This window comes from Acidaminobacter sp. JC074 (assembly GCF_022496765.1).
Lineage (GTDB): Bacteria > Bacillota > Clostridia > Peptostreptococcales > Acidaminobacteraceae > JABXKX01.
Genome location: NZ_VANV01000038.1, coordinates 1 through 23,895 on the forward strand (window position 1 = coordinate 1; position 23,895 = coordinate 23,895).

The following is a 23,895-nucleotide window of genomic DNA, read 5'->3' on the forward strand; positions in this document are numbered from 1 at the left end:
TTGATTTTCTGTTTCTTTGTTTTCTTGACGCCATTACTTCATTTACCATCCTTTGTGTCCTTTCTAGATTGTAGCACACAAAGTCAATAAAAATAAGTGTGCTATCAGATCCTTAGTTCTGATTTACACACTTTATTTTACACTCCCTGTAAGAGTGACTCAATCATCACTCTTCATTGTATACAGCTTCCTTAATTCTATCTTTTCCCATTGCTTTTGCTCTGTACATCTGTTTATCTGCTAAGTTAAGTATCTTATTCATGGTATTATCAGACTTTAAATCTTTTATAGTTGCTTGAGTAAGACCTGCGGAGAATGTAGCTGCTTCATCTAATATATCAAGCGACTTTTCTCTAAACGACTTTTGGATACGTTCTAAAACAACTTTAGCTGTATTCATTTCAGTGTTATTAAAGATGATTAGAAACTCCTCTCCACCATACCTACCCACACAATCACTGAACCTTAATTGCTCTTTTAGAATTTCTCCCAAAAGAATCAGTACTTCATCACCAACCAAATGACCATACACATCATTAACAATTTTAAAGTCATCTATATCTATTAAGGCTACTGAAAGATGCTCATGTTCATCTGAAAGTAAAGCTTCTTCAAATAGCTTTATTATATGTCTTCTGTTATAAAGCTTAGTCAATGCATCTGTTATACCAAGTTCCCTTAGACGCTCTTCCATTCTTACTCTTTGAGTGATGTCTACAAAAGAAAACAAGGCGTAAGTCGAATCACCATATTGGACTGGTGAAGCACTTATTGTAAACCATTTGGTTACAATACGACCATTGATGTTGAAATCATGACCTAAATCAACGCCCTCCATGGTGAGTTTGTCGTTTAAAACTTTATCAATACCATTACGAAGTTTACAGGTCTGACACTTTTCATGTTGTCCACATAAAAAGCCAGTATCTGAGACTGTTGAACAACCAAAAACATTACCAAAACCTTCATTTATATTATCTCTATGATTAAGATCAAAACAATCAAACATGTATTTATTGGCTCTAACAAGTTTTGTTTGTGAATCAACTAAAACAAGTCCTATTGGGCTATATTGAAAGATATTTGTAAATAAACCGTTACTCGATATATCATCATCTATACTTTGAGATTCAAAATCCTTGATGTCTTCTAGATTATCAATAAGGATGACATTATAATAAGACACGTCATGATAATTCACAACTTGTATCACAACAATCAGCTCAAGCTCATCAGTTTTAGATCTTGATGAATAAATAATCTTCTTCTCATTTTCAAAATCAATGCGCTTTGAAATGCTTTTATCCCAATAGATGATATCAGATATTTTCTTTTTTTCACTTGATAAATAACGACCAGCATAGTCATTGTACTCTACTATATCTAGATTAGATGGGTTAACTAGAAAAGTGGCATATGTATTAACGAGCAGTCTATCAGATTTTTTCATAATCTACCTCCGATAATTTACAGATACCCTATAAATACTCTACTTATTCAGGCAGCACGATGAAATAGAGACATATATGTAATTCGGTTAATCTATTTAATCTTTATGACACATAATACGATTAATTTACAGAACCTATGTCGGCATATGCTATTTAAAGATTACTTAACAAATACATTGAGGGAGGAAAAATGAAACCAGTCATCAATACATACCCTACATTAAAGACGAGAAACTCGCTCATACATTGGTAACTCATTTAATGAATAAACATCCTCAAACGACTAATTGACGGATTTGAGCAGTTTTTCATATTGTTATTCATTTGAAGCTGGTGGTAATCATCATTGACATGATATAAATAAAGAATCATAGCAATCACAGTTGCGGATTACAACATATCTAATAAAGGACTCAAGTATTTTATTATATCTGGCATCCTTTTAAAGCCCGTTGACTTAAATCGATTGGCTTTCAGATATACACAAATCATTTCTTCGAATGACACTGGAAAAGAGTAATTAGTTTTAAAATACAGATTTAAAAAAAGAATCAGTAATTAATTAACTGATTCCCTTAAATTATACTGGCTCTATAATGGACTCGAAGCATAGTGATTCCTAAACATTTTAATCTAGCTTAAGACATGAGCTTCTTTCAATAATCTTATGTGGGATAACTGTATCAAATTCCACCTTTTTCCCTTCTATTAAATCAAACAATTTCAGCAAGGCTTTTTCTCCAATTAACTCTGCGGGTTGCTCAACAGTTGATAATTTTGGTCTAACGACGGTGGTCATATCTATGTTATCAAATCCAATAAATGATATATCATCAGGTACCTTATACCCCATATCAAGTGCACAGTTCATAGCACCTATTGCCATAGAATCACTCGCGGCAAAAATTGCAGTAGGTCTATCTCTCAACATAAGAAATTCTTTCATTAACTCATAAGCGCTTGAAACGGTAAAATCTCCTTCTTTAACAAGTTGAGCATCAAATAAAATACCTGCCTCTTCAAGTGCTTTCCGATAACCATTGAATCTAGATCTACCAGCTGTATAATCATCTAAATCACCTGTAATCATTCCTATTTTTTTATGATTTAGGTTGATCAAGTATTTAGTCGCATCATAAGCTGCTAAAAAATCATCGATGTTTACATTAATTAAGTCCATATTCTCAATTTTTACACTCGCTAAAACAATTGGTATTTCAATTCTCTGAAGTGTTTTAATTGACTCTGTGGTCATTTTTTCATGCATCACAATGATGCCATCAACATCAAGTTCACTAAACATATGAACGTAGCGCGATTCTTTATGATTCTCTTCCTGTAAGTTACAGATAATCACATTATAGTTATGTTCATTCGCCAGTCTTTCTATAGCACTTAACATTCTTGAATAATAGTGGTATGTTAAATCAGGAAGCAATATACCAATCAAATATGATTTGCGCGACGCCAAACTTCTCGCAGCCCTCTTAGGATGATAATCTAACTCTTTGATTGCCTTATTTACTTTTTCTTTAACAGATTGACTGACATGTTGATAACCATTAAGCACTCTAGAAACTGATGAAATTGACACACCTGCTCTTTTAGCTACATCGTCTATTTTTATGTTCATAAACTCCATCCTTGTCATTAATTATATATGAGACATACAAGTCATTCTTGTATGTCTCATATATATCATAATCATTTTACTCCATCGTATACACTACTTCAACATAAGAAGTCTATAAATCTGCCTCATCTAAGTACTTTTAATTTCAATTTGGAAAATACATCAGAAAATATCCAGGATAATATCAAAGTCAAAGAAGCCGCAACAATCCCTTTTAATACTGCAGGCATGTTGGTATAAAGCAAGAAATATTGAATCCATGATGAAAACGCAATATGAAAAATATAAATATTAAATGCATTTCCTGAGAAATTATCAATTACCTTATTAGGTTTATGAACATATTTTGCAAAAAAACCTATTACAGCAAAAGAAATCGGTGCACTACATAGAGTATGTTTGAGAATATAGCCATTCGGCATAGTATCCGTAATTATATAACTTAAAATCCCAATTAATAAAAAGATATACCACAGTTGACTAATTCTTGATTTTTCCGAGAAGATTTCGTCAAGTTTATCATTTTTACCAATTAAAATACCTATTATGAAATAGACAAAATAGTGAAGTAATCTTGTAAACTGAAAACTGGCAAATCCAAGTGGAAACCAAAATATTGGGTGTACAACTAAGTTTAAACTTGCTGAAAGAAGTAATGATAACATAATCAATATACAATATAGGGTAAAAGGACTTTTAAGGGTAATCTTATCTAACCAACTTGGCCTCTTTTTCCTCTTGGAGTAAAATCTATATACTAAGGCAACAATAAGGTTAAAATTGAATAACATCGTTAGAAACCATAAAGGACCTGACATAAAACCAACACTGGCAACACCTCTAAAAAACTCCGTAATTGGGATTGGAGATGTACCATTTACAAATCCACTTTGCAAGGCCGCAGGATAATATGCAAGTACAATTACAGTGGGAATGCCTAGTAAAACTGGTAACATTAATCTTTTTGCCCTTCTCCCAACAAAAGATTTTGTACCATATTTTTTTAAACTCTTATAAACAAAAAAGCCTGATATTAAAAACATCAATGACATGAAGAATTGATCATTCATACCAACAAACAAGTTAAATCCACTCCATTGAGCAGTATCATGTACAGGATTTGTTAAGTTACTGACCGGCAAAACTCCTCCAACCAAGTAACTATCATCAAACACAAAACCAACATTGTAGGCTAGCACTGCATGTTGTATAACAACTAAGACAATTACAAAAGCCTTCATATAATCTATCGATCTATTTTTCATTTCTTACCTCCAAATCTTTATGTAATAAAATTTGATACTAAGTTCATTTGTAGTGGTTTTCTTAAGTAAAAGCCCTCACCAAATTCTACATTTCCTAACATACCATTGAATCTATCATTCAACTCAACATACTTCGCAATATTCTGGGATTTATGGCATCTTACAGCTTTCATTTTTAAATCAGTCACTTCACTGATATCCAATATAACCATCGGTCTTACTGAGTTACTTCTAGGATCTAAACTTGCATACATTACTTTGTTTGGTTCCCAAACCGTATGGTCACCATCTTTTTTCAATCCCGCCACGAAAACAGCTTTATCAACAATGTTTGATACTGCTTTATGATCAGGATGGTAATCATCTGGATGAATTGTAATGATAACTTTAGGTTTCGTTTCAATAAATAAATCAATAAGTGTACTAACCGTTTCCTCACAAAACATCACATTTGAATCAACAAAATCTAATATCCTTAAATAATCTAACCCCATTATACTTGCTGATCTTTGCATCTCAGCTACTCGTACTTCTGGTGAAGCATAACCTCCCGCTTCGCCCTTAGTAAATATTATTACTCCTGTCCTTTTTCTTTCTTGTTTGGCTTTGATTAGCAAGCCACTAACACAGAACTCATCATCAGGATGAGCACCTACAAATAGATAATCTAGCATATTCCCCCCCTTTACTCATTATTAAATAAACACCACTATCACCTCTATATTATGCAATACATATACAGTTGCTAGGCAGGTGATAGCGATACATTGATAGCGCTTTCAAAATGTACAATAATAAAAGCGGAAAATAAGCATTTCTTGAAAGCGCTACCAGAAAAGAGTAACAAAAAAAATCATATATTGTCAACAATAATAATGATACTCTTCAAAAAAAGTATGCATATAAATCATCTAAAAAACGTCTAAAACAGACACTTGCAGGTTTTGAAGGGATATTTATATAAAAAAACAAATTTAACCTCAAAACCCTCCTTGATTTTTTTTGTAGTTTTAAACATAGTAATGAAAAAAGACTGATTATGTTTCTAATCAGTCCTATAGATTTTAGTATTTAGTTTCTATTATAATTATCTAACATTTTGCAAACTTCTTCTATATCCGCCTTAACATTTTCAAGTGAGTTTATCCAGAAATCTTTACTCGAAAGATCCACCCCCATAATCTTACCTACATCCTCTATGGATGCCTTGGTAGTTTGAGCCAACATGTCATCAAACTTATCTAAGAATGCATCAGGATTTTCATTAAACATGCCATAAAGACCCTTAGCATATAAGAAGCCAAATGAATATGGGAAGTTGTAATAGTGTCGATCCAGGTAATAATAATGTGGTTTACTCACCCAAGCATATGGATCTAAGAAGTCTGGATCTACTGCATCTCCATAAGCTTTAAGTTGAGCTTCCTTCATAATCGTTTTTACTCGATCTACAGATAAGGTATTGGCTTTCGCTTCCTTGATCACTTGATCTTCAAACCAGTATCTTGAGATGATGTCTATCATAAGTCTTGTAGCCTTCATAGCATTCATTTCAAGAATATAGAGTTTTTCATCCTCACTGATAGTTGCCATCAAGTGACTACCAATAACCTGCTCGCAGAATGTAGAAGCTGTTTCTGCTAAAGGCATTGGGTAGGTCCAGTCATAAGCTGCATTGTTTTGAATAACAGACCCATGATAAGCATGTCCCAGTTCATGGGCTAAAGTAATCACATTAGAGAAATCACCGTTAAAGTTAAGTGATACTCTAGACTGACCTATATAAGGCAGGTTGTAACAGAATGCGCCACCACGTTTACCAGAACGAGGTTCAAAGTCAACCCATTTGTCATCAAAGGCTGTTCTTGCGACACTACCTAATTTTAGTGAGAACTTGTTAAAAGAATCTAATACTAATGTCTTTGCCTGATCCACAGTGTAGGTTTTGTCAATACCACCAACAGGTGCTGAGAAATTGTATAGTTTTATTTTTTCACCGTCACCTAAGTAAAGCGACTTAGCTTTTAGGTACTTTCTGAAGACCGGCAGATAAGCTTCTATACTCGACATCAAGGCATCTAAAGTTTCTCTAGACATTCTAGAAATAAATAGCATCTCATCTAATACAGATGCAAAGTCTCTGGCCTTAGCCATCATGTTACCCTGTCGCTTGATGTTTGAAAGTGATAGTGCGACTGACTTATCAATGGTTTCAAAAGCTTCTTGAATCGCCTTAAAGGCTTTTTCTCTTACAGACATATCTGCATGAGACAAGTACTTGCTTGCCACAGTAAGTGGCATCACTTGATCTTCACCGTCAATGTTTATAGAAACTGTTAATGATGAAGTTAAAGTCTTTTGCAATTTTCCCCAAGACTCACCTGCTACAAGGTTCATTTGAGCAAATAAGTTTTCCTCTTTTTCAGACATCATATGATGACTTTTTTCAAGTAGCTCTTTAATATGAAACTGACCTGCATCTAGCGATTCTAAATCAACATCAGCTTCTTTTAACCAGTACTTAAAGCGTGTCATAGGTCCTGTTAGGTCTGTCATAACAAGCTCTATGTTTTCAAGTCTCGATTTTGCCTCAGCATCTCCAGCGTTCATGGTTGATCTTAAATAAGGGTATGTTTTTAAACCCTCAGCCAAGACCTTAATCTTTGTAATCAATTCTAAATAGTCACCAATAACTCTATTTACTGGTCCATTTAAATTTTTTGTCATTTGATCAAATGACTCTATCAGTTTTTTTACTTCTTCTATATCTTTATCATACTTTGCATCAAAATCTTGATACAAAGAATCCAATTGCCATCTCATAATTACTCCTGTCCAATTTTGTCATAAACGATGCCCAGTAAAAGTTTCACACCACGCATCATATCCTCTTCGTTCACATCAAACAAATCATTATGATGAGGGGCCTTTAAAGTCGTTCCTAGTGCCATGTAAGAAGTCTTTCCTCCGCAACTTTTAACACGGTTCATCAAGTAAGTCACGTCTTCACTACCTGCCATCATATCTCTGTCTCTGATGGTATGAAATATGTCTAACGCTTCTGCCACCCTTCTGATATCATCCACAAGTTCTTGGTCACTTGATGAGCTTTCTGCACCCCCCATTCTATAAAGGTCATAATCACAATTATGCATCTTAGCTGCAGACTCAACAATATTTAGAGCCATATCTTTGACATAGTCACAAATCTCTGTGGTCGCACCTCTTACTTCAAAGTCAATTTGCGCCCTGTCAGGTACAACATTTCTTCCTGTACCACCTGATATTCTACCTACATTAATTCTGGTAACACCTTCTTGGTGACGAGGTATAGCATAAAGGTTTGTAACAGCTGTACAAGCTGCCAATATGGCATTGTTGCCTAAATTAGGCGCATTGCCTGCATGGCTGGCCTTTCCTTTAAAAACTGCATCAAATTTTTCTGTTGCTAAAAAACCATCTACACCACATGCAAAAGAACCTGATTCACTTGCCGACGTGCCGATATGCATGCCATAGAAGTAGTCTACATCATCCACTATCCCCTTAGTTGCTATAGACTTAGCCCCTCTAACACCTTCTTCTGCCGATTGAAAAATCAACTTAATCTTACCTGAGAAGTCATCTTTTAAGTCCATTATAGCTTTTGCAAAACCAAGGCCCATGGCTGTATGACAGTCATGACCACAAGCGTGCATGACATGGTCATTTACTGAAGAAAAGCCCTCGACTAAAGGCAAGTGCTTTTCATCATGAGACTCATTACAATCAACAGCGTCCATATCAAAGCGAAAAGCCAGTGTAGGTCCTTGACCTAAATCCAGATCAGCTATTAAAGATGTATAGCCGCCCTTCATATAAGACATAAAGTCTTTATCGCCACCTTGGTCTAAGGCGCGTCTATAGTGACTTTCAAGTATCTCATCAGACGGAAGTCCCATTCGGTCTAAAGGTTTGACTACATCAGGACCAAGTGTTAACTTGTAGCCCATATCTTTCAGTTGTCTAGCAACCAATGAAGCCGTTCTAAACTCAGTCCAAGCAGACTCGGGATACTTATGAAAGTCTCTTCTATTTGAAATAATGTCTGACGATATCTTATCGACAGCATTCTTTATCTTTTTAATCATACACACATCCTATACACGGTATTTTAAGAACCACTTGTTCATTTCATCCAACCATACTTTTCTAACTTGTGGATTACCAACCATCATAGCATTATGACTAGAATCATTTAAAATTAATAGTTTAGAATCGACACCATGATACTTAAGGGCTAAAAACATCTGCTGTGATTCTATTAAGCCACATCTTCTGTCCTTTTCACCATGAACAAATAAAGTAGGCGTCTTAACTTTGTCAGCATACTTAAGTGGTGATCTGTCCCACATTAAATCCGGATCTGTCCAAGGCGTTCCTGGCATTTGATCTGTATTGTAATAATAGCCGATATCTGTGGAGGTAATCTTAGAAAACCAGTTTGAAATAGACCTTTGAGAAACAGCTGCATTAAACCTATGCGTATGACCAATCATCCAGTTGGTCATAAAACCACCATAAGAGCCACCTGTTACAAACACATTCTTTTTATCTATAGGATATTTTTCTAAACAAACATCTGTAAACTTCATAAAGATGTCATAATCTAGTTTTCCCAGTTCACCAGTTATATTAGAAAAATCATTGCCTCTACCACATGAACCAACTGGATTTGTGAAAAAGACGAAATAACCTTGACTGGCCATATACTGCATTTGATGCATAAAGTTTCTGCCATAAATGCCTTTAGGACCACCGTGCATCATCAAAATGCCAGGATATTCTTTGTCCTCTTCATAGCCATATGGCATTAAAATCATACCATGCATTTCAGTCTTATTATGTTCAAAGTAGAACTCTTCCATAGGTGCTATGTATCTATCAGTATAAAAGTCCTCGTTGACTGATGTCAATCTATCTTGCTTACCGTCTTTAATCAAGTAGACTTCTTGTAACTTGTTTTTCATAGCAGAAACAATGACGAAACCACCATCTATAAGATCAAAACAAGTCACAGTGCCCAGTTCTTTTAAAATATCCATTTCTGAAAGACCCATGGTCACAATAGATGATTCCACACCATCAGCCGATAAGAAATAATAAGCATCATCAGAAACAAGACTTGTATACCCCCCACCTTTTTTAGTATCAGAGTTGATACCAGATGCATATCCATTGTCAAAGAAGTGAATCATAGTCGCTTCTGAGCCATCTAACTTAAAGAAACATGGATTTTCCTTAACACCATACTTTTTCATGTCTGTCCCCATAAAGACCAAATCCCGACCTATGTAGGCCGCACCTGATACAGCATAATGACCTTGTTCTAACTTACATTCTAGGACATCTTGTATTGGGTCATAAACAAGTATTTCTCTTGTTGCCACATTTTTGTCTATAAAGGTAGATGATACGATCACCACTTTATCTTTTTGTATTTTATATGAGTATACTTCTGTTAATGGATCTGTAATGGCTTTATTTGAACCATCTTTTATAGAATGAACATACAATCTTTTCCTCTTCTTATTAGAATAACCAAAGCCGTCTAACCAAAATGGAATTTCGTCTATCACTCTGTAAACATCACCATCTTTTGATTGGTTAGTATCAAAAATATTCAAATAGTAGATCAAACCATTACCATCATATGTAATACTACTAGCACCCTTTGGTAGTTCAGCTAACAATTCTTTGTCTTCCCCTACCAGGCATAGATACACACTCTTGTCGTCACTTTCCATCACAACAGGCATATCCTTATACCAAAAAGCCATACTTGTTTTATTCGTATCTGTAACTTGAGTAAGTGCCTTAGATTCTAAGTCTAATAAGTAAACATCACTGTGATACTTATTGTCCTCAATACATGCATGATTAAGTGTAAATGCTAGTGTTTCCTGAGAATTTGATACCATTAAATCTGATATGGATTTATAGTTTTCAAAATCATCATTTGTGATTTTCTTCATCATAACGTCGTATAATTATCAAGAAATAATTACACTTTCCTCCTTTAGATTAATGAAATTAGTGCCCCGAAATAAATTTCTAAAAAAATAGTTCACAACGAACCACATCCCCTTATTATAGTAACATAAGTTTTTATGTGCGTGAACCAAATCCAGTAAAGATAAGTATTTTCTTATAAGCAAAAAATCACCAACATTCACTGGTGATTAACATTTCAAAGATAAAGTTTTTTAACATACAAGGAATAAATATAAGATAATCATCTCCCATAGTAATATTTTGATTCACTCAACTATTAACCTGTATTTCTCAGGTATATCTAAATCTGCATTCAAAAGCTCCATTAATCTTCTTGCAGAACCATTAGGTTTATTGGTCCCTTTCTCCCAAGCTTCAACAGTTTTAGCAGATACACCTAATAAACTTGCAAATGCAATTTGTGTTAAAGATAGCTGAGTTCGCAAATCCTTAATTTCGAACTTAGTGTAGTCTTTTAGGGGGCAACACTTATCTTATTTTTCTACCAATGTTCTCACCGTTACTGATTTGCATCGCCTCTTCAAGACCATCTGCTATACTCTTATAATCCATTATAAACTCCTTCTAAAAATAAACCTTCTTAGCTGTAATATCATGTTTGAGTGCTAGTGGCCTTAAAGTACTATGTCTCAGACTTAAGTAACAGAACTCTAGCTCCTTTATATTACACTTCTTTATAAAATTATTGCAACTAATGTTAAATGTTAAACTTAAATGGCTAAAATCTTATCAAATCAAATGCATACGAGTATGAAATTTTCTCTTTCAGTTCAGTCTCCATCCAAGCTTTTTCCTTATGTGATAAATCAGAAATATCTTTAACTCTCAAATCCTTAAATGAATCAATCACTAGATTTATGATTTCTAGTTCTTTTTCATTAAAACACGCTGAATCTATCTCAGTTAAGTTCAAAATAGATTTTCGTCTAAAATCACCATCTTCTTCTTCATGTGTTTCTACATATCTATTGGACACTACTAGTGAATCATACATTCGTTCTTTTACAACTGGTCCATATTTTTCTTTTATATATACAATCCCAGTCAATGATTTGGTATATTTCTTAAAATAGGCAAAATCGATATACCATAAGTACTTGTTCACACTTGTGATAGTTAAATTAACTCTTTTAGACAAATAGCCAATCAAACATTCAGTCTTATCATAATCAAATGATTTAAATCCATTATATTCTGATGGCTTTTCAATGATCATACTGTCAATGACTTGTTTCATTAGATTATATTTAGTAATCCCATGACTATTAGCCTCAATTTTTTTATAAGTCTTCTCTTTAATACGTCCTGCTTCATATGCCTTTTTACTTTGAGCTAGAAATACTTCTTCATTATTAAATACATGACGTAATAATTGGCTATTAGACTTGCTAGGCAAAGAACCATTTTCATATCGGTTAATAGTCATTTTACCCAAATCGAGTATGCAAGTTAACTCTCTTTGTGACAATCCATGCTTTTGTCTGAACTCTACAATCTCTTGCCCACTTATCAAATCACATACGTCTCTATATTTCTTATAGATTTTGCTAAGATTATCTTTCTCAAGTTCCTTATCAACTAACTCATTACCACACTCAATACAAAATGCAATTTGTTCCTCAACATTAACCTCTACACCTTTAAACATCCTTAGCATATTTTTTTTTATTACGATTTCTCTGTCTTCTTTACAATTATCACAATATAACATATTCATCTCATCAACTTCCTTAACATTCAATTCGTTTCAATTTTAACTTCAGTTTAAAGATGATTTTTCTCATCTTCATGAAAAGAAATTATAATCATATCTTCAGGAGGACAATAATTAATTTTAATGTAAATCCGTATGCCATTATATAGATATTTAAACTTACAAATATCGCCTCTATTTCTGTCACGGTCCTCTTCTGGGCCACCAATGTAGTTTTCAAAACTTAAGTCAAAGAATACCTCAGAGATGGTTTCAAACGTCAAACTATAGTCTCTTAAAAATCCAATATTCTTATACCGTTTTACTATTTAATACCGTTCTTCGGCAATTGCCTTCTTAAACTCAACTAAATACTTATTAATTAGTTTGATTTTGACTTCGTTCATTCTTAGTCCCCTCTTTATTTAATCATAACACTAAACAAACATTTCCGCCATCTTTTGATGGCATTATTAAGAATTTATTTAAATACAGTTAGATCAAGGTAAGCTTTAACAAGAAAACCCAACAGTACGAACCATTGGGCTGAAAAATTAGAGTTTAATTGTTTAACCTACAGCACATGATGCTTAAGGATTATTTTATCTTGACTTTGTTTCCAGTAGTCAGGCAAATCACCAAGCTTCTTGACCAAGTCTGGATCAAATTGACTGCCTGAATTTTTATATACCTCCTCTAAAGCATGATCCCAAGTCATAGCAGATCTATAAGGTCTAGCAGTTGTCATAGCATCTAAAGAATCACAAATGCTTATAATGCGTGATGCTAATGGAATCTCATTTCCTTTCAAACCAATAGGATAGCCTTTACCATCAAAACGTTCATGATGATAAAGGACAACTTCTGCAATATCAGAAAGACTGGCTGATTTTTTTAGTACATTGTAACCTGTTCTAGGATGTTCTCTTATCATAAGCCACTCTTCATCTGTTAATGGTTCGTGCTTGTTTAAAACACCGTCTGGTATGCCTACTTTGCCTATATCGTGTAAATGGGCTGCCAAGTGAATGATTTCATAGGCCTCATTAGAGACACCTAGCTCTTTTGCAAAATCGCAAGCCATATCTGCTACCCTAGTTGAATGACCTTTTGTATATGAATCTTTGACTTCAAGCAGTTCAACTAAACAATCCATTATCTCATGTAAATATATATGATTCATCTTATTCTCCTTATGTAATATTACAATACACACTATACAGAGAATGATTTTCATTGTCAATTAAGTTTTTATAAAATAGTATTATGTTAAATTATCTAAATATAAAAACCACTTGCACCCAGTGGTTATCTTTATTACTTACAAATTATTTATTGAATGGCAATGAATCATCATGAATGAAATAATATTTCAACATCTTTTTTTGACTTCAACATTAACTCAATCCCAAGTGCGTCACATATCTTTAGTATCGCTGTTAACGATGGAATCAGTTTTGCTCGTACATATTATAATTCAATGTATTCTACATTTTCTAAGGAAAGACTGCTTACGTTCCTGGAACTGACATATCTACATATAGTTTTGACAATATGGTATATATGCCATACAATTAAGTTAATAGAAGGAAAATAGGAGTTATTATGTTTGATGTAGTTTTCTATGAAACAAGAAATGGCAAATGTCTTGTTAAAGAATTTCTTAATCTTTCCGATGCAAAATTGAGAGCAAAACTGGTTGGAATTCTAGAAATATTAGGAGAAAAATGTAACTTATTAAGAGAAGCATATAGCAAGTTCATTGACGATGGTATATTTGAAGTAAGAGGGAAAGTTGGTAACGATATCTCAAGAATTCTTTTTTTTTTCTATTATGACGGTCAAATTGTTTTAACCAACGGTTTCGTGAAGAAGACACAAAAGATTCCAACTAAAGAGTTAAAGCTTGCTAAGAAATACCGAAAAGATTTTATAGAAAGGCAAGGCGAAGAGCTATGAAAACATTAAAGAAATATAAGTCTGAGCAAATGAAAGATGATCAGTTTCGTAAAGAATATGAAAATCTACAGCCTGAGTTTGATATTATTAAGGCAATTGTTGATGCTAGAAATACACAACACTTGACTCAAGCAGAATTGGCAAAACGTACGGGTATCAATCAAGCAGATATAAGCAAAATTGAAAACGGCACACGGAATCCTAGCTTGGACATGCTAAAAAGATTAGCTGAAGGTATGAATATGCGTTTAGAATTAAAGTTCATTCCTAAATAGCTAGAAGATATAACTATCAATAAACATATATTTATCCCATATAATAATATTTCTAAAAAATACATTTACAAACATATAACCACCAGATATTCTGGTGGTTATTTCTTACTTCTTAGATTTTGATTTTGAGTACACATCAAATGCAACTGCCAGCAGTAATACTAGACCTTTTACAATTGATTGCCAGAAGATATTGATACCCATAATTGACATACCATTGTTTAATATACCCATGATCAAACCACCAATGATAGCTCCAATAATTGTACCAACGCCACCTGTTGCAGAAGCACCACCTATGAAACATGCTGCTATGGCATCAAGTTCAAAGCCTACACCCGCTACTGGAGAAGAGGAATTTAGACGACCTGCAAATACAATACCTGCTACTGCTGCCATAAGTCCCATGTTTACATAAGCACCAAATAAGATTTTCTTTGTCTTCACACCAGAAAGTGCTGCTGTTTTAGCATTACCACCCATAGCATAAATATGTCTGCCTACAACTGTTTTTTTAGTGATAAATGTATAAATTGAGATCAAGGCAATTAAGATAACAACAATGTATGGTAAACCTTCAGCGAGAGCTAACCAAAACATAAAGACATTGATGACTAAGAAGATAGAGATAACTTCAATCAAATGAGCTCTGTATGATGGTACATGGAAGTTATTCTTTATTTTATTCTTTCTATCTAGTCTCTTAACAACAAGGTATAAAAGAGATGCTGCTATACCAATAAACAAAGTTGTTAAGTGTAAATTTGTACCGCCAAAGAAATCAGGTAGTGTACCAGATGCGATTGTTATATAAGCATCAGGTAATGCGATAGTCTGTCCATTTAATATCAAGTTATTGATACCTCTAAAAACAAGCATACCTGCCAGTGTCACTATGAAGGACGGTATGTTAACATAGGCAATCCAAAAGCCCTGCCACATGCCAGCTAATACACCACATAGTAGTGATAAGATAATAGAGACACCTACCGGTAAACCTAGAACCACACTAAAGAGTGCAGATGTTGCACTTACAAAGGCTACCACTGAACCAACAGACAAGTCTATGTTGCCGCCTGTTAAGATACAGATAAGCATACCAACAGCTAAGATCAAAACATAAGAGTTTTGCATGATGATTCTTTGTACATTGATTGGCTTAAGTAAGATACCGCCTGATGTTATTTGAAAAAAGAGCATGATAGCCAGTAAAGCAACTAACATGGCATACTGCCTCATATTGTGTTTGATGATACTTTTAATATTTTCCATTCTTCACCTCTAATACTTCCCTGTACTCTGAATAATACAAGACATGATAGACTCCTGCGTTGCCTGACTTCTATCCATTTCACCGACCATCTGACCTTCATTCATAACATAGACCCTGTCACATATGCCTAGTATTTCTGGCAACTCAGATGATATGACAATGATAGACTTACCTTGTTCTGCCAGTTCATTGATAATAGCATATATCTCATACTTAGCCCCAACATCAATACCTCTTGTAGGCTCATCTAAAATCAAGATATCAGGCTCAGAAAACAACCACTTAGCAAGTACAACCTTTTGCTGGTTGCCCCCTGATAAGTTCCCAGTCGCCTGAAAAATACTCGATGATTTGATTCTAAGTTTTTCTCTAAAGTTCTTGGCATGTTCTAGCTCTAAGTCTGTATTAACAATACCTCTTTTAGAGATTTTCCATAGGTCCGACAGAGAAATATTTTTTCTAATGTCATCAGATAAAATAAGGCCTGCCCCTTTTCTATCTTCAGTCAAGTAGGCGATTCCATGTGAGATGGCTTCTACAACATCTCTGCATTCAATTTTTCTACCATCTTTAAAAATCTCACCAGATATATTTTTACCATATGACTTACCAAAGATAGACATGGCAAGTTCTGTTCTACCAGCTCCCATTAGACCTGAAATACCAAGTATTTCTCCTTTTTTCACATTGAAGTTTACCCCTTTAATGCGCTGTCTTTCTTCGTCTAAGGGATCGTAAACAACCCAATCTCTGACCTCAAAGTTGATGTCTCCTATTTCAGCATCACGTTTAGGGTAACGTTCTAACAAGTCTCTACCAACCATACCTTTGATGATTCTATCTTCAGTGATTTCATCTTTTCCCTTGGTCATAGTCTCAATGGTTGACCCATCACGAATGACTGTAATCTGGTCAGAAATTTTAGTGATCTCATTGAGCTTATGAGAAATGATGATACAGGTTAAGCCCTGCTTTTTATTCAAATCTATAAGAAGGTTTAAGAGCTTATCTGAATCCTCATCATTAAGGGCTGCTGTTGGTTCGTCTAGAATTAAGAGCTTACAGTTTTTAGCTAAAGCCTTTGCAATTTCAACAAGTTGCTGGTGACCAACACCGATGTCTTTGATCAAGAGATTTCTATCGAGATTAATGCCGACTTTGTCCATCAGTTCTTGAGCTTTTTTACTTGTAACATTCCAGTTTATAATGCCGTGCGACTGTTGTTCATTACCAAGAAATATGTTTTCTGCAATGGATAAATAAGGACTTAAAGCCAGCTCCTGATGTATAATTGCGATTCCTTGATTTTCAGAATCCTTGATATCCTTAAAAGAACAAACCTGTCCATTATAAACGATGTCTCCTGTATATTCTCCGTATGGATAAATACCACTTAAGACCTTCATGAGTGTCGACTTACCTGCCCCATTTTCACCCACTAAGGCGTGTATTTCTCCATGATTTACTTTTAAATTTACTTGATCCAAAGCCTTCACGCCTGGGAATTCTTTGGTGATGTCTCGCATTTCAAGTATATAATCAGACATAAATACTTCCTTTCAAATAATGTGCTGTAATTTTCATTACAGCACATAAATCTTATTGAATCTGATCTGCAGTGTAGTAACCTGAATCAATCAATAGTTCTTTGTAGTTGTCCTTGTCAGCAAATACCGGCTCACATAAGTATGATGGTACAACCTTAACACCATTGTTGTAAGTTTCAGTATCATTTACTGGTACTGTTTCACCAGCCATGATTGCTGATACCATAGATACTACTTGATCTGCTAAAGTTCTAGTATCTTTGAATATTGACATAGACTGCTCACCTGCAATTAACATCTTAACATTTGTTGTATCACAGTCTTGACCTGTTAATACTGGGAACGGCTTATCAGCTGAACCATAACCTGCAGCCTTTAATGAAGCCACAATACCTTGAGCAAGTGAATCATTTGGTGATAAGACAACATCTACATTTTTATCTGCATAGAATGCTGTTAAAAGGTTATCCATTCTTGCTTGAGCGCCTTCTGATTTCCAACCTTGAATAGCAATTTGCTCCATATCTACTTGATTTGAGTTAATGATTAACTGACCATTATCGATATAAGGCTGTAAGGTATCCATAGCACCTGAGTTAAAGAAATAAGCATTGTTATCATCAGGAGATCCACCGAATACTTCCATGTTGAAAGGACCAGCACCTGATTCTAAACCTAAGTCTTTGATGATGTATTCACCTTGAATTTGACCTACTAAGTAGTTATCAAATGTTGCATAGAAATCTACGTTTTCAGAGTCTCTGATCAAACGGTCATAAGCGATGATTTTGATATCTTCTTTAGCAGCCTGTGCTAGAGCACCCTTTAAAGCTGTACCGTCTATTGAAGCTACAACGATAACTTTACAACCTTTAGTAATCATATTTTCAATTTGAGATACTTGTTGGTCTATTTTGTTATCTGCATATTCTAATACAACTTCATAACCTGCTTCTTCAAGTTTTGCCTTCATATTAGCCCCGTCTTGATTCCATCTCTGTAATGATTTTGTAGGCATTGCCACACCAATCATTTTTGAATCAGAGCTTGAACAGCCTGTTAAAGCAAATGATAACAAGAGTACAACTACCAGTAAAAGTGATACAAGTTTTTTCATGTTTTCTTCCCTCCATTAATATGTATTATCTACATTTAAGATGTTATCGGAAAACGTTATCATAAAAAATAGACTATCTTACGATGACCTTCACTATTTAGCAGACTTTTTAAACACAAATAAAAAAGTAGCATTATCTTAAGATAAAATAATGCTACTCAACATTTCTATAGATGTCTTCTTCAGAATGAAAAAGATCTTTTATAACGGTTTCACGCATATTGTCCTTGTTAACAGCTATGACAGGAAACTTGATATAAGGTACACCTTGAATGGATTCCGATGTTGACAACTCCTTGTTAGTAAGAAGTTTTTCCATGACCTCAATGGCTCCCTCCGCCAATTGATTGATAGGCTTGTAAACGGTCATCAGTTGTTTGCCTTCTACAATTCTTTGACAGGCGCTGATTTCAGCATCATGACCAACTAGAGGAATTTCTCCTACTAGGCCATGTTCAGCAAGGGCTGATGTTATGCCTTCAGCTAGTAGATCATTAGCTCCTATAATAGCATCTATTTGATGGCCTTCTTCTAAGAGCTGATTGATCCTTTCATAAGCATGTTCTTCTTTCCAAGCATCTGCCCATGATTCATCTAAAATGACGATATCTCCCGACTCAACAGGCTGATTTAAGATCTTATAAAAGCCTGTATTAAACATGTAGGAGTTAGAATCCTGGGGTGCACCATTGATGATGACATAGTTGCCCTTTGGTACCTCTTTTAAAAGTGCGCTTGCCATATACTCTCCTACTAGGACATTGTCAAAGGATACATAAACATCAACTGCCTCATGCTCTATGAGTCTGTCATAGGCTATGATGACAACATTCTTTTTATTGGCATAGTCTAAAGAATCATCTAAGGCATCCTTGTCGCTGGCTATTACTAAAATAGCTTTGGCACCGGCATCCACAAGCTGCTTGATTTGATCATTCTGTATATTAGGATCTTCAAAACAGTTGGTCACTTGAACATCATAGTCTAAGGCTTCTGCACTGGCCTTTAAGATGTTGACGTCTTTTTTCCACCGCTCTATAACCAATGAATCCACACTGATACCGATCATCGATCGGTCAGAAACCACTTCTTGAGAAGTTGGATTAGCATCTTTACAAGATACAAGTGTTAAAGCTATTATCAAACACACAATTAGAAATTTCTTCATATTTACTCCTGGAACTCTTTTGGTGATACCCCTACAACCTTTTTAAATATTCTAGAAAAGTAATTTGGATCGTTATAACCGACTGAATATGCGATACTTTTAATGCTATCTTTTTTCTCTTTCAGCATGACTTTAGCCAAGTTAATTCTATAGTTTGTAATATAATCAGAAAAGTTGATGCCCAGTTCATCTTTAAAGATCTTAGAAAAGTAGTGTGGTGATATGTTTACATAAGCAGCCACATCTTTTAAACGAATATCTTCTTTATAGTTGGACTCAATGTAAGCTACCGCTTCTAAGATATCATTAGAAGCCTTGATGACCTTCTCCATATTTAAGAGTTCATTGATCTTTAAAGCCTTGTCACAGACATAATGCTTCATTTCAATGATATCTTTGTTTTGATCAAAATAAGAAACACTGACCCGGTCTGACAAATCATTACGATGCACCATCATATTGAGTAGTACCATAAGCTCCATCAAAACTTGTCTGATGATGTTCTCTTGGTCGCCATAGGCATTAAAGAGATTCCTATAAAACCCTTCAATGGCCTTTTTAACCTCATCCATAGCATTTTCTTCAACAAGTTCAACGAGTTTTAATTGGTCTGACTTGATTTGAGAAAGCGACAGACGCTTATCTTTAGAGACCTTCATCATATCCTCGATATGACCAACCTCATGGTCCACTTGATTGATGACCCTTCTGGCTTCAAAGTAAGAAGAACGTATATCAGATATCTCATACCTAGACCCGATTCCGATTTTCAGATCACATTTCAAAAGGGTCTTGATGGATCTAGAAATTGAATCAGCAAGATCAATGGCCTTGAGTCTGGCCTTATAGATGTCCCAATCAGAATTGTCTTTGACAATGATGATCAAACGGTTCATCATAACAGGTCCTACAATGGCTTGACACTTGTACTTGATGATGTTTCTAATGGACTGGTTCATGGTATGACTTTTTTCAAGCATGACTTCATCAAAGTCAATAAGCTCGACGATCATAACATAACCTTCATAGTCGTCAAAAGAAAAGGCTTCTTGAAAGTACTTATTGCCCTTTAGTGGGTCTATGTCTAAAAGCATGGAATAGATAAAACCAGACTCCAAAGCAGGTCCCATATTATCCAGTTTCTCTTGTAGCGTCACCCTAAGTTCCTTGTTTCTCTTGTCCTTGTTGACTTCAGCAATAACAGAGTCAATGACAGAAAAAAGATTCTGTTCTTCTATGGGTTTGGTGATGTAATCAGATACACCCATCTTCAAAGCTTCCTTGGCATATTCAAACTGCTCGTAAGCAGATATAATGACAAACTTAACGGACTTGTTCATTTCAAGAATCTGTCTGATCGATTCTATACCATTAAGACCTGGCATTTGTATGTCCATTAAAACAATATCAGGATGGTAATCTTCGAAGTTTGAAATGGCGTCACGACCATTTCTAGCCATACAAACCACTTTCAATCGGTCTTTGTAATGGTTTTCTAAAGAAAACTTGATGCCTTCTCTCACTATCTGTTCATCATCTACAATCATTACTTTATACATGGTCATCTCCATAAGGTAAAATCAAGGTTACTTGCGTGCCTTGTCCTAAGTCACTGTCAATTATTAATTGGTGGTCTGAATAGAAGAGGTCCAGCCTCTTATCTAGATTTTTAAGACCTATGCCAGTAGACTGAGTATTTTTAGACATACCGACACCATCATCTGAAATGATGATCTTTACATCCACTATATCATAAATGACTTTAACAGTCAGATGGCCCTTGTCTTCTTTTTTTGAAAGACCGTGCATGTAGGCATTCTCTACAATTGGCTGTAAAATAAGCGGCGGCATAGAAAGATCTAAACAGGCTTCATCCACTTCAAAGTCATATTCAATCATATCTCCAAAGCGGACGCTTAAGAGTTCTAAATAATCTCTGATGTTGTTAATTTCATCTTTTAAGCTCACGCGGGTATTAAGTTCTTTTACATTGTATCTAAACAACCTGGCCATCGACTCTAAAAACATCATGGTCCTAGGTGACTCTTCCATCTTAGACAGTTGAACGGCTGCATTTACCGTATTAAAAAGAAAATGAGGATTCATCTGAGACTGCAAAGCATACATACGAGACTGTTCTAATAAGTTTTGCATCTTTAGATTTTCTAGTTCCTGGTCTTTTAGCTTGGCTTCCGTTTCTGCTTTTTCTTTTAAGTCATCAAAGTGACTCTGTACAGACTTTTTCATCCTGTTAAAGGCTTCAGCCAATATCTCAAGTTCATCTAAACCCTTTACATGAACATCCTCCATATGGTACTGGCCCTTTGACATGGCATCTGCTGACTGAGACAAGTAGCCTATTGGATTGGTGATGTTTTGAGTCGTCCTATAAATCACTAGAAAAGATAGCATCAAAAGATCTATGATCAAAAAAACATGATAAAAGTTAGCCTTCGAAACCTGACTTTTCATAAATGAGTACTGGCTGGCGTTGTTGCCAAGTTGTCTTAAATTAAGCTCTTGTATGTAGTTAGAAATATAGCCCTTAACCAAAGAGACTTCTGAATAAGCATCATTGTATGATGAAACATCAGACTTTCTTTTAAAGTCTACCGCTTGGTCACCATGTCTTATCAAATCATTGACCATGGCAGTGATGTCTAATATCATTAGGTCTTCTTCAGAATAATGGACAATGGTCTTGTTTAAGTCAGAGGTCATAACCTGTACTTCTTCAGCGTGTTTCATATACTGGTTCAGATGGTCAGAGTTCTTTGTTGATAAATACTTTAGAAGCTCATCGTCTAGTAAGTCTAGTTTGATAGAAACATCCTTAAGCATGATATTTCTTTTAAACATATCATCTACCTGGGCCTGATAAGAAGAAGACGCACCAAATGAAAACAAACCAATGGCAAGCATCATAATGATAAAGAGGATGTAGTTGGAAAAGAGTCTTGATTTAATGGTTTTACTTTTCATAAATCTCCTTTTCCATGTTGTCGTTTGTTATAAGCTCTACTGGTGTATTTTGATAAGAAGGTACCAAGTTGCCTTCATTAAAATCGTATAAGTTCTTCAGGGCCATATAGCCCATCTCCTTCATATCTGGTACGACCGTTCCTAAGATGACATCCCTAGAAACAAAGTCCATGATGGTTTCATCATCACCAAAGGCAACCACTTGAATATCATCAAGCTTATTGGCATCCTTAAGCGCTTGAATAACACCAATGGATTCTTCACTGGAATTGCATACCATAGAAACGATATCATCATACTTAAAAAGCAACTGCTTGGTAACGTCCTCTGCATCTAAAATAACCTGAGCATCTGTCCCCAGTGCCTCTACCCTTACAAGGAAGTCATTCTTTAAATGACTGTTAATAGCAGACGCCTGATCACCGCTAGCATTAAAGATGATAACTGTACCAGAAGATTTAAGTTCGTTTTTAAGCTTAAGACCAATCTTTTGTCCTATCTCATATTGGTTTAAAGTAATAAAAGACAGTCTTTCAGATTCAGGTAATGATTTTTCAAGTGTCACCACAGGTAAGTCCATAGAAGACGCCCTTTCAATCAAATCTTCAAAGCGACTATCAGAAACAGCCTCTACAATAACACCATCCACACCTGAACGAAGAGCAATGTCTAACTGCTGGATAATCTTTTCATCCTTATCAGGTCCTGAAAAGACCCAAAATTCAAAGGCTGTTTTAGACTCTAGAGCAAAAGCCTCAAGCCCTGCCCTGATATCAGTTACATGTGATGCATCTGTACCATCTACAATAATCATGGTCCTGTACTTAGGCTTTTCATCCCACTTAAAATCATCATTCTCTACTTGTATGCTCGAATAAGATGTAACAGTCATAACACCTGAAAATACAAGTAAAATCAACAATATGCCCGTTAAAATATATATCAATGTTCTTTTCATAAACCCTCACTTTTTAAAACACCTTTAAAAAGGCCTACTTATATGATAAAACCTTTTTTAGATTTATGCAAATCAAAACTCCTATAACCATTTCAAAGTCATAGGAGCTCTATTAAACTAACCATATCTCTACTCATAAAGGTATTGCATTTTTCTTTATGTTTCTACCTATTTCATTGTATTTCAATCCATCTTCAGATAAAACATCAACTTTAACATCAAGTAATTCCTCAAGTTGTAATTTTATCTCTACTAAATCAAACAAGGAAGCATCATCATTAAACTTGATCAAAAAGTCAACATCGCTTTTTAGATTACTATTTCCATCGACAGTTGATCCGAATACACTAACATATAAGCCATTATTCTGGTTAACAATTTCTAGAATATCATTTTTCTTGGAAAGAAGTTCTTGTAAAAGCATCAGTCTTACTCCTCGGCTTTATAAGTATTCATCAGCTTCCTGATTATAATCCAAGAATTAGATAAATAGCTCCATCAATATTATAATCTAATTTCA

The 23,895-nt window shown here is 34.8% G+C and carries 20 protein-coding genes; 2 read left to right on the top strand and 18 right to left on the bottom strand.

From position 1 onward, the window contains the following. Positions 1-166: 166 nt before the first annotated feature. The 10 genes from EZV73_RS26595 to EZV73_RS26640 form a co-directional block, all read right to left on the bottom strand. A complete protein-coding gene (locus EZV73_RS26595) occupies positions 167-1,450 on the bottom strand; it encodes a sensor domain-containing diguanylate cyclase (protein WP_240843578.1) in 1,284 nt (427 codons plus the stop codon). A gap of 629 nt (positions 1,451-2,079) precedes the next feature. After that, positions 2,080-3,084: a LacI family DNA-binding transcriptional regulator gene (locus tag EZV73_RS26600; protein ID WP_240843580.1), complete on the bottom strand. Its 1,005-nt coding sequence runs from the start codon at positions 3,082-3,084 to the stop codon at positions 2,080-2,082. A 125-nt stretch (positions 3,085-3,209) separates the two neighbouring features. Then, the gene (locus EZV73_RS26605) at positions 3,210-4,349 is read right to left on the bottom strand and encodes an acyltransferase (protein ID WP_240843582.1); all 1,140 of its coding nucleotides are present in this window, start codon (positions 4,347-4,349) and stop codon (positions 3,210-3,212) included. A gap of 17 nt (positions 4,350-4,366) precedes the next feature. Beyond that, positions 4,367-5,023 carry a PIG-L deacetylase family protein gene (locus EZV73_RS26610; protein ID WP_240843584.1) on the bottom strand — a complete coding sequence of 219 codons (657 nt, stop codon included), beginning with the start codon at positions 5,021-5,023 and terminating at the stop codon, positions 4,367-4,369. Between the two features lie 397 nt (positions 5,024-5,420). After that, on the bottom strand, positions 5,421-7,172 hold the full coding sequence (locus tag EZV73_RS26615) for a M3 family oligoendopeptidase (RefSeq protein WP_240843586.1): 1,752 nt from the start codon (positions 7,170-7,172) through the stop codon (positions 5,421-5,423). A gap of 2 nt (positions 7,173-7,174) precedes the next feature. Next, positions 7,175-8,479: an amidohydrolase gene (locus EZV73_RS26620; protein ID WP_240843588.1), complete on the bottom strand. Its 1,305-nt coding sequence runs from the start codon at positions 8,477-8,479 to the stop codon at positions 7,175-7,177. Between the two features lie 9 nt (positions 8,480-8,488). Further along, positions 8,489-10,363, bottom strand: a complete 1,875-nt coding sequence (locus tag EZV73_RS26625) for a S9 family peptidase (protein ID WP_240843589.1) — start codon at positions 10,361-10,363, stop codon at positions 8,489-8,491. 285 nt (positions 10,364-10,648) lie between these two features. Next, positions 10,649-10,828: a DNA-binding transcriptional regulator gene (locus EZV73_RS26630; protein WP_240843591.1), complete on the bottom strand. Its 180-nt coding sequence runs from the start codon at positions 10,826-10,828 to the stop codon at positions 10,649-10,651. A 293-nt stretch (positions 10,829-11,121) separates the two neighbouring features. Continuing rightward, complete coding sequence (locus EZV73_RS26635; RefSeq protein WP_240843593.1) at positions 11,122-12,120, bottom strand: type II TA system antitoxin MqsA family protein; 999 nt, start codon at positions 12,118-12,120, stop codon at positions 11,122-11,124. Between the two features lie 550 nt (positions 12,121-12,670). After that, entirely contained in the window at positions 12,671-13,279 is a 609-nt protein-coding gene (locus EZV73_RS26640) for an HD-GYP domain-containing protein (protein ID WP_240843594.1), read from the bottom strand. 422 nt (positions 13,280-13,701) lie between these two features. Here EZV73_RS26640 and EZV73_RS26645 point away from each other — a divergent pair, with 422 nt between their 5' ends. Further along, positions 13,702-14,055: a type II toxin-antitoxin system RelE/ParE family toxin gene (locus EZV73_RS26645; protein WP_240843595.1), complete on the top strand. Its 354-nt coding sequence runs from the start codon at positions 13,702-13,704 to the stop codon at positions 14,053-14,055. Further along, entirely contained in the window at positions 14,052-14,330 is a 279-nt protein-coding gene (locus EZV73_RS26650; protein WP_240843597.1) for a helix-turn-helix domain-containing protein, read from the top strand. The genes EZV73_RS26645 and EZV73_RS26650 overlap by 4 nt, the downstream gene beginning before the upstream one ends. Positions 14,331-14,435: 105 nt before the next feature. Here the strand turns inward: EZV73_RS26650 and mmsB are convergent, their stop codons facing one another. From mmsB to EZV73_RS26690, 8 genes are all read right to left on the bottom strand, one after another. Continuing rightward, positions 14,436-15,602, bottom strand: a complete 1,167-nt coding sequence (mmsB, locus tag EZV73_RS26655; RefSeq protein ID WP_240843599.1) for a multiple monosaccharide ABC transporter permease — start codon at positions 15,600-15,602, stop codon at positions 14,436-14,438. Between the two features lie 9 nt (positions 15,603-15,611). Then, positions 15,612-17,150 (bottom strand): multiple monosaccharide ABC transporter ATP-binding protein, encoded by a 1,539-nt coding sequence (gene mmsA, locus EZV73_RS26660; RefSeq protein WP_240843601.1) that lies wholly within the window; start codon positions 17,148-17,150, stop codon positions 15,612-15,614. 52 nt (positions 17,151-17,202) lie between these two features. Then, positions 17,203-18,267: a multiple monosaccharide ABC transporter substrate-binding protein gene (chvE, locus tag EZV73_RS26665; protein ID WP_240843603.1), complete on the bottom strand. Its 1,065-nt coding sequence runs from the start codon at positions 18,265-18,267 to the stop codon at positions 17,203-17,205. Positions 18,268-18,421: 154 nt separating this feature from the next. Continuing rightward, the gene (locus EZV73_RS26670; protein ID WP_240843605.1) at positions 18,422-19,435 is read right to left on the bottom strand and encodes a sugar ABC transporter substrate-binding protein; all 1,014 of its coding nucleotides are present in this window, start codon (positions 19,433-19,435) and stop codon (positions 18,422-18,424) included. Between the two features lie 2 nt (positions 19,436-19,437). Continuing rightward, the gene (locus EZV73_RS26675) at positions 19,438-20,994 is read right to left on the bottom strand and encodes a response regulator (RefSeq protein WP_240843607.1); all 1,557 of its coding nucleotides are present in this window, start codon (positions 20,992-20,994) and stop codon (positions 19,438-19,440) included. Then, positions 20,987-22,417, bottom strand: coding sequence for a sensor histidine kinase (locus EZV73_RS26680; protein ID WP_240843609.1), 1,431 nt, complete (start codon positions 22,415-22,417; stop codon positions 20,987-20,989). Before EZV73_RS26680 ends, EZV73_RS26675 begins: the two co-directional genes overlap by 8 nt. Continuing rightward, positions 22,407-23,375: a substrate-binding domain-containing protein gene (locus EZV73_RS26685; protein ID WP_240843611.1), complete on the bottom strand. Its 969-nt coding sequence runs from the start codon at positions 23,373-23,375 to the stop codon at positions 22,407-22,409. Before EZV73_RS26685 ends, EZV73_RS26680 begins: the two co-directional genes overlap by 11 nt. 133 nt (positions 23,376-23,508) lie before the next feature. Continuing rightward, positions 23,509-23,799: a nucleotidyltransferase family protein gene (locus tag EZV73_RS26690; protein ID WP_240843613.1), complete on the bottom strand. Its 291-nt coding sequence runs from the start codon at positions 23,797-23,799 to the stop codon at positions 23,509-23,511. Positions 23,800-23,895 lie beyond the last annotated feature (96 nt).